General features: G+C 66.6%; 6 protein-coding genes. 2 read left to right on the top strand and 4 right to left on the bottom strand.

Annotated elements, in window-relative coordinates; all coding sequences use genetic code 11:
* Nucleotides 1–155 precede the first annotated feature (155 nt).
* A complete protein-coding gene (locus tag AC5JJ6_RS30635) occupies nt 156–3,614 on the top strand; it encodes a PAS domain-containing protein (RefSeq protein WP_496045682.1) in 3,459 nt (1,152 codons plus the stop codon).
* Nucleotides 3,615–3,616: 2 nt separating this feature from the next.
* Entirely contained in the window at nt 3,617–4,003 is a 387-nt protein-coding gene (locus tag AC5JJ6_RS30630) for a PAS domain-containing protein (protein ID WP_496045681.1), read from the top strand.
* Between the two features lie 84 nt (nt 4,004–4,087).
* On the opposite strand, the gene AC5JJ6_RS30625 is transcribed toward AC5JJ6_RS30630, so the two are convergent.
* From AC5JJ6_RS30625 to AC5JJ6_RS30610, 4 genes are all read right to left on the bottom strand, one after another.
* A complete protein-coding gene (locus AC5JJ6_RS30625) occupies nt 4,088–5,107 on the bottom strand; it encodes a LacI family DNA-binding transcriptional regulator (RefSeq protein WP_496045680.1) in 1,020 nt (339 codons plus the stop codon).
* A 136-nt stretch (nt 5,108–5,243) separates the two neighbouring features.
* Nucleotides 5,244–6,242: a Bug family tripartite tricarboxylate transporter substrate binding protein gene (locus AC5JJ6_RS30620; RefSeq protein ID WP_496045679.1), complete on the bottom strand. Its 999-nt coding sequence runs from the start codon at nt 6,240–6,242 to the stop codon at nt 5,244–5,246.
* A 64-nt stretch (nt 6,243–6,306) separates the two neighbouring features.
* Complete coding sequence (locus tag AC5JJ6_RS30615; RefSeq protein WP_496045678.1) at nt 6,307–7,026, bottom strand: ribonuclease activity regulator RraA; 720 nt, start codon at nt 7,024–7,026, stop codon at nt 6,307–6,309.
* Nucleotides 7,027–7,185: 159 nt separating this feature from the next.
* Nucleotides 7,186–8,238, bottom strand: coding sequence for a hypothetical protein (locus AC5JJ6_RS30610; RefSeq protein WP_496045677.1), 1,053 nt, complete (start codon nt 8,236–8,238; stop codon nt 7,186–7,188).
* Nucleotides 8,239–8,453: the final 215 nt, after the last annotated feature.

The raw sequence follows: 8,453 nt of genomic DNA, 5'->3' as shown, positions 1-8,453 counted from the left end.
TCTCCCTCAAAAATTTAAATGCCGAAGATTGCTACGGTATTCAGGACAATCAGAGCATGTACCCAATGTTTACGATCGACAGTAAGTTCAGCATCTCGACTCGGTCGCATCTGGCATTGCTGGCGCTTTGTCTGATGCTTCCGGTTTTCGTATTTGTGACACTATTGTTAAACCAGCAGTTAAAGCTCGAACGATCCAGGATCGAGCAGGATCTGCTGAAGGAGTCGCTGTCGATAACGGCCACGATCGAGCGCGATCTGCGCGGCGTCATGTCGATGCTGGAAACCCTGGCGCAGATGCCGGCCCTTCAGCAGGGGGATTTCGAAACCTTTCATCAGCAGGCCAGCCAGATCACGTCACGCTACGGAGTTGGCATCCTCCTGAACGACCTGTCCGGGCAGCAGCGGCTCAACACCCGGGTTCCCTGGAATACGCCGCTGCCGTCCATCACCGGCACCGACGCGATGGAGGCGGTCCTAGCGATGGGAGCGCCCTATGTGACCGACCGGGTAACCGGAGCCATCTCCCGGAAGGAGCTTGTCGGAGTCGTCGTCCCGGTGATGCACGGCGACGAAGTGACCCATCTGCTGACCGCCAGTCTCGGGCTGGAGAGGATACGCGATATCCTGAAACAGGCCGGCGTCCACGACGGCAGGACCGCGACCGTCGTGGACCGCAAAGGCAAGGTCCTCGCGGTCATGCCCGAGAACGGCCAAGTCGACGCCGCGTCGTGGGACTGGATCGGCAAGGCCGCCGCACGGGAGGGCGTCGCGGCAGCCACCTACGGTCCCGGAGACTTTCGGCTGACTTCCGGCTACAGCAAGTCCGAGATGACCGGCTGGTCGACCATCGTGAGCCAGCCCGGAGACGAGATCGACGGCAAGCTGGCGCACGACCTGTGGTCCTTCATCCTGGTGGGAACGGCGTTTCTGGTCCTGTCGGGCCTGCTGGCCGCCGCGCTGGGCCTGCGGATAGCCGGGGCGGCCAGAGCCCTGACGACGGCCGGGCGGGCGCTGCAATCCGGCGGCTCCGTACCGCCGGTGCGCACCAGCTGGCGCGAAGCCAACGAGGTCGGTCTGGCGCTGACCACCGCCTTTAAGCGGTTGAGCGAGAAATCGGCGGCGCTTCGGACGGTGGAGGAACAGTATAGGACGCTGTCGCGCAGTTCGCCGGTCGGCATCTTCCGCACCGATGCCGAAGGCCGCTGCACCTGCGTCAATGAGCGCTGGTGCGAGATCGCGGGCGCCCGGCCGGAGCAGGCGCTTGGGAACGGCTGGAGCGATTTCCTGCATCCAGACGACTACTCACGGGTATTCGCGGAGTGGCGGCGGAGTGCGGTCGAGAACCGGCCGTTCCGGCTGGAATACCGCTTCCGGACCCCCTCGGGCGCAATCACATGGGTACTCGGCGAAGCCTTGATCGAGCGGGACGGCGACGGGAACATCACCGGATATATCGGCACCATAACCGACATATCCGAGAACAAACTGCTGGAACGGCAACTGCTCGATGCCGAACAGCAACTGGTTCGCGCCATGGCGGCGGGCCGCATGTTCGCCTTCGAATGGGATGCCCTGACCGATACCGTCCGCAGAAGCGAGTCCTGCGGGACGATCCTGGGCCTGGACGACAACCCGCAGACCGATACCGGCAGGAATTACATCGGACATATCCATCCGCAAGACCGCGAGCGCTTCGCCGGGACCGTTGCGGCGTTGAATCCGGACCGTCCTAATTACGTGACGTCCTATCGTTATACCCGTCCGGACGGCGTGGTGGCGTGGCTGGAGGAATCGGCCGCCGGCGTCTTCAACGGCAGCGGCCGGCTGACCGGCCTCACCGGCATAACCGCCGACGTGACCGCCCGCGTTGCCGCCGAGGCGATCCTTCGCGACAGCAACGCCGCCCTGGAAGCGCGCGTTGCCGAAAGGACCCGCGCGCTGACCGATGCGGCGCGGGAGCTTTCCGCCGAGATCCGCAGGCGGGAACAGACTCAGGCGGTACTGCTTCAATCGCAGAAGCTGGAAGCGCTGGGACAGCTCGTCAGCGGCGTTTCCCACGATTTCAACAATGTGCTGGCAGTGATCCAGAGCAGCTACAGTCTGCTGAGACGCCAGACCGGCGGCATGGACCGGACCAAGATCCTCGACATGGCCGAGCAGGCCGTCGAGCGTGCGACCGGGCTGATCCACCATATGATGGCCTTCGCCCGGCGGGAGGAGGCGCACCCGCGCAGGGTCGATCTGGCGGCGGTGCTGCGGGAAAGCGAGGACATGATCTGCCACACCGCCGGCAGCGGCGTCAGGTGCGTGTTCGATATCCAGGCCGAGCTGTGGCCTTCGGTCGTCGATCCGTCCCGGCTGAGCGCGGTGCTTCTCAATCTGGCGGCCAACGCCCGCGACGCCATGCCGGACGGCGGCGAGCTGGAGATTTCGGCGCGCAACCAGCCCAAGGACGAGGGTCCGGAAAACGGCGGCTGGATCGTCATCGCCGTCAAGGATACCGGAGCGGGCATGACGCCCGAGGTGGTCGCCCGAGCATCGGAACCGTTCTTCACCACCAAGCCGCCCGGCAAGGGCACCGGCCTGGGGCTGGCTTCGGCCCATGACTTCGTCAGCCAGGCCGGCGGGACCATCCGCATCCGCAGCGCGGTCGGCGCAGGAACGACGATCGAACTGCACCTGCCCCGCGCGGCGATCTCGGCACCGGAGGAGGAGTTGCCGCTGAGTGCCGAACTGGCGAGGCTGGGCGGCAATGCTACGATCCTGCTGGTCGACGACGACGAGAACCTGCGGACGCTCGCAGCACAGCTGCTTCGGGATTTCGGCTACGCCGTGATCGAGGCGCAAAGCGCCGAAACGGCGGCGGCGCTGGCTCACATCTCGGAAAGGCTGGATCTGGTGATTGCCGACATCAGAATGCCGGGAGCGTCCGGGACGGTGCTGACCAGCCGCCTTCGGCTCGACCGCCCCGGCCTGCCTGCCCTGTTCATCAGCGGTCATGAGCAGGACCCCGGATTGGAAGGAGAGCGGCTGCTCAGAAAACCGTTCGGCAGAGCGCAGCTCGCCGAAGCGGTCCTCGAGCGGCTTGGACGCCTTCCCAAGCCCGCCGCAGCGTCCGCCCCGGCGCCGGACAAGCTGCGCGACCGTTTGAGGAACCCAGGGCTGCGCGACGCCTACGACCGCTGGCAGGCGCTTCGGAACGCCGGCGGCGGGCTGCCGGACTGCGGCCTGTTTCCGAGCGACGATACGACCATGAAGGACAACAGTTTCATGGTCGAGCCGGACGGCACCGGCGCATACCGGTATGTCCGTTTCGGCGACGCACTGGCCGAGAGGCTTGGCCGTTCGCTGCTGGGCGAGCAGGCCAGCGACGACGGCGACGACCTGGGATCGGCCGGCGCATCGTACCGCCGCTGCCGGGAAACCGGTTTGCCATCCTACGAATACGCCCGCTACTCTCTGGCCGACGAGGTGCCTCTGCTGTTCGAACGGCTGCTGCTGCCCCTGTCCGACGACGGCAAGCGGGTGACGCACCTGCTCGGCGTCACGTTCTTCACGGAGCTTCCCAAGCTCACGGAACTTCCCAAGCTCGACCTGCAACCGCGGATTTGATCATGGACCAGGCATCTCCGGTCACGTTCGACATGAACGGATTGTCCGAAGCGGTGGAGCGGTTGCCGAAGGACGCCGTCGATGCCCTGCCGTTCGGCGCCATCAAGCTCGACGAGGCCGGACTGGTGACCTTCTACAGCGCCGCCGAGGCGAAGCTGTCGGGATACGGATCGCGGCGGCCGGTGCTCGGCATGTCGTTCTTCGTGGATGTCGCGCCCTGCATGAACACGCCCGCCTTCAGCGGGCGGATCGAAAAAGCCAGGGCCGCCGGGAAGTACGATCTGGAATTCGGCTGGATCGGAGACTTCTCCGACCGCTCGCGGGAGCTTAGGGTCAGGATCCAGCCGGCGTCGGACGGCGGCTGCTGGATCTTCATCCAGCGAGAGTGATACCAGGAGCCGAAGAGTTCGACCGGCGGCCGGCAAGTGTTGGGCCGCGGGTCCGCCGGCATCGGTCCGATGGCGCTACCCGGTTCAGGTACTCTCCCGCTCGATCACTTCGAAGCCGACATCCAGCACCTTTTCCGGCCCCGCCCGGCCTTCCATCCGGGCCAGCATGGCATCGGCTGCGATGCGGCCGATGCCGCGGCGGTCGATCCGGACCGTGGTCAGCGCCGGGAAGGTGTAGGGGGAGAAATCCAGGTCGCCGAAGCCCATGACGGCGACATCGCCGGGAACCGACATCCCGCGCGACTGCGCTTCGGCCAGGACGCCCTGGGCCAGCGCATCGGAATTGCAGAAGACGGCGTCGGGACGGTGGCCTTCGTCCAGCAGGCGGGCCATCTGCTGCCGGCCGGTCCGCAGGCTGCCGGGCGCCGGGACGGCTATGGTCGGCACGTCCTCGATGCCATGCCCGGCAAGGGAGGACAGGAACCCCTTGCGGCGCTGCATCGCGCGGTCGTCGTCGCCGCCGATCATGGCGAGGCGGCGGTAACCCTTGGCGACCAGATAGTCGCCGACCGCCTCCCCTACCCGCTCGTGGGAAAACCCGACGAGCATGTCTATCGGCGTCGGGGTGTAGTCCCAGATCTCGACCACCGGGATCTTGGCGGCCAGAAGCTTCCGGCGGGTCGAGGCGGAGTGGACGATCCCGGTCAGCAGGATGCCGTCGGGGCGGCGGCTCAGGATCGCTTCCAGCAGGTCGTCCTCGCGCGCGGCCGGGTAGCCGGACAGGCCGAGCAGCACCTGATATCCGGCTTCGCCCAGGCGGTCGGTCAGCGCTTCCATCGTTTCGGCGAACATCGAGCTTGCGATGGTCGGGAACAGCGCCGCGACCAGCCGGCTGCGCTTGGAGGCGAGACCGCCGGCCAGCATGTTGGGAACGTAGCCGGTGCGCGCGATGGCCTCGCGCACGACCTCCATCGTGTCGGGCGTGACCAGTTCCGGGCGGTTGAGCACGCGGGAAACGGTGATCGGCGACACGCCCGCCAGCTTCGCGACATCGCTCAACGTGACGCTGCCGGACGAGCGGCTGGAGGGGGTGGAGCGGGACACGGGGAAAGCCTGCTTCAAGAGAATGAGCCGAAGCTCGCGTTAGCGCTGACATTAACAGCGGGCGTGACGCATTCCAAGTTTTTAGGCGGCGCTGCCGCCGTGATGACAGCGCCACCAGAACAATCGGAACGTGACGTCAGTCGAGGCTGACGCCGGACGCCTTGACCACCTCGGCCCACTTCTTGCGCTCGACCGCGATATGCTGCGTGAACTCTTCGGGTGTGTTGCCGACGGGGGTGGCGCCCATGCCCTGCATGCGCTGCTGGATATGGGGCAGCTTCATGATGCGCTGGACTTCGGCGCTGACCTTCTCGACGATCTCCTTCGGCGTGCCGCCCGGAGCGAACAGGCCGTGCCAGGAGGTCGCCTCGAAGCCGGGCAGGAATTCGGCCATGGCGGGAACGTCGGGCAGAAGCGGCGCCCGGGTCAGGCTGGTCACCGCCAGCGCCCGCACCTTGCCGGCCTTGGCCTGCTGGGCCGCGGTCGGAATGTTGTCGAAGACCATGTCGACGTGGCCAGCCACGACATCCATGATCGACTGCCCGCTGCCCTTGTAGGGCACATGGGTCATCTTGGTGCCGGTCCGGGTCGAGAACAGCTCGGCACCCAGATGGGGCGAGGTGCCGGGTCCGGAGGACGCGTAGGTGTGGACCTCCGGCTCCTTCTTCAGCAGTTCGACCAGTTCGGGGACGGTGTTGGCCGGGATCGACGGGTTGACCACCAGCACGTTGGGCAGGGTGGCGATCAGCGAAACCGGAGCGAAGCCCTTGTCGGCGTCGAACGGCAGCTTCTTGTAGAGCGACGGGTTGATCGCGTGGGTGCTGACGGTGCCCATGCCCAGCGTGTAGCCGTCCGGCTGGGCATTCGCCACGGCGGCGGCGCCGAGGTTGCCGCCCGCTCCGGGCTTGTTCTCGACCAGGAAACGCTGGCCCAGCGCCTTGTCCAGCTCGTCGCCGACCATGCGGGCGAAGGCGTCGGTGTTGCCGCCCGCCGTGAAGGGGACGATGATCGTCACCGGCTTGTTCGGGTAGCCGGCGGCCTGGGCATCGGCCCGGCCCGGCAGGGCGGCGACGGTGGCGAACAGCAGGGCGGTCAGGGCGCCCGGAACCGTGCGCAGCAGGGTTCTTCTCAACATGGCATTTCCTCCGGTTTCGTCTTTTTTGGAAACTTCGTTCTGGGGAATACGGTTCTGGGAGATATCAGCGGTTGTTGGCCTTGCGCCAAGCCGCGAAGTCTTCGCGGGTCCGTTCCTCCGTCGCCGGGTAGAGGCCGAGGATCGAGCGGCCTTCCATGACCTTCTCGGTCACGAAATCCTCGAACGCGGTCATCTCCACCGCCTCATCGGCGATTTCGTCGGCGATATCGGCCGGAATGACGATGACGCCCTCGCCGTCGCCGACGATCACGTCGCCTGGAAAGACCGGCGCGTCGCCGCAGCCGATCGGAACGTCGATGTCGATCGCCTGATGCTGGGTCAGGTTGGTCGGAGCCGAGGGCCGGTTATGATAGGCCGGGATGTCCAGCCCGGCGATTTCCGGAGAATCCCGGAAGCCGCCGTCGGTGACGATGCCGGCGACGCCGCGCTTCATCAGGCGGGTGACCAGGATCGATCCGGCCGACGCGGCCCGTGCGTTCTTCCGGCTGTCGATGACGAGAACCGCCCCTTCCGGGCACTCCTCCACCGCCTTCCGCTGCGGATGGGCACGGTCGAGGAACACGCCGATCGTGTTGAGGTCCTCGCGCGCCGGGATGTAGCGCAGCGTATAGGCTTCGCCGACCATCGGAGCACCGCCGGGGTTCAGCGGATGGACGTCCTGGATCATCTGGTTGCGCAGGCCCCGCTTGAAGAGTGCCGTCGCCAATGTCGCGGTGCTGACCGTCTTCAGCTTCTCGCGCGTTTCCGCCTTCAGTCTTTTCATTGTCACCGGTTCCAAGTTTCTCATCGGCCCAGGTGCGGCAAGCGAGCCTGGACAGCTATGACAGCGCTCCCATAAGCAATGATAGCGATGTCATGATGATTTTGGAAGAGGTTTTCGGCCAATGCCTCATGATTCGCGAGAGACGGGCGGGATCGGGATCTAGGCTTCGTCCTGCATCTTGCCGAAGACGCTGGACTGGCGCTGGTAGAGGCTGGCGGCGTCTGCGTGGAAGCGTCCGCATTCGTTGCGGGGCACCAGGGGGAGGATGCGCAGCGTCGTCAGCATCAGCATGGGGTCGCCGGCCGGACCGGACCACCCGCTCCACAGGTCGCAGACCGGCTGCCAGCCGTCGAGCAGCCAGCGCAGGCGCTCGACCGCGTGCTTGAAGCGCTGGCTGCGCGCTTCCCAGTCCTTCAGGAAAGCGCCGGGCTCGGACATTTCGCGGTCGATCTCCCGGATCAGGTCTTCGCCGATCGCCACGGTAAGCCGCGCCACCTCGGCCGCCAGCGCCGCCCCCTCGCCCGTGTCGGCTCCGGGCCGCGCGGCGAAATCGCGTACCCTGCCGAACAGGGATCTCAGCTCCCCCGGGTTCGCCCTTGCGTCGGTCCCGACAGGAAGCGCCAGGGAGGCCATCTTCTGCACCCGGTCGAACGCCGTGTCGGCATCGGTGGCGAGCACCCCGGCGGCGGCGGCGGACTGGAGGGCGGCACGGGCGGCCGCCTTCCCGGCGGGAGTGCCGAGCAGCGCCGGGGTCATCGGCGATCCGTCGGCGGCCGGACCGAAATCGGGCAGCAGGCGCCGGAGGATCTGGAGGGCGGTGGCGGAGGATACCTGCGCCCGCTCCACCAGCAGCTCGTCGGCGGCTTCCAGCATCTCCTCCCCCGCCAGACCGCTGCGGGCGACGCGGTATGCCGCGATCTGGAGACGTTCCGGCGTCACGGCATTGGTGGTCAGCACCTCCGCATGCAGGGTCAGGTCGTGGAGGTTGAGGCGCAGGATATCGGGGATGGCCCGCCAGGGCAGGACATAGACGCCGCGCCCGCCGGAGAATCCGTAGACGAGCGCCTCAAGTTCGCCCTGAGCGTTCTTCCGGATGCGGGCATTGGCGAGTTCCGGCTTCTGGAAGGGGACCGTGGCGCCGCGCTCCTCGAAGGTTGCCGGTGCGTAGTCTCCCGAAAGGCGGGTCGTGAGCGGCGTCGCGATCTCTGTCATGTCGGGAGGTCTTTCGGGGCTGCGGGTCCTGGCGCTGGCATCGCGCCGATGATGCGCCGAAGTTGCTGAAAAAATCGTTCGTCCGCCGGCTCAGGCTTCACGGACGGGGGAACAGCAGGAGCGGACGATCTCGGACAGGAAGGCTTCCCGCGTCCGGGGAGGCGGCCGGCCGGTCGCGTCGGAGAAGGCGGCCTGAAGGAAGGAGAGCACGTCTT

The organism is Skermanella sp., from assembly GCF_059503625.1.
The sequence above is the reverse complement of the archived record's forward strand: the minus strand, read 5'-3'. Positions and strand labels throughout refer to the sequence as shown.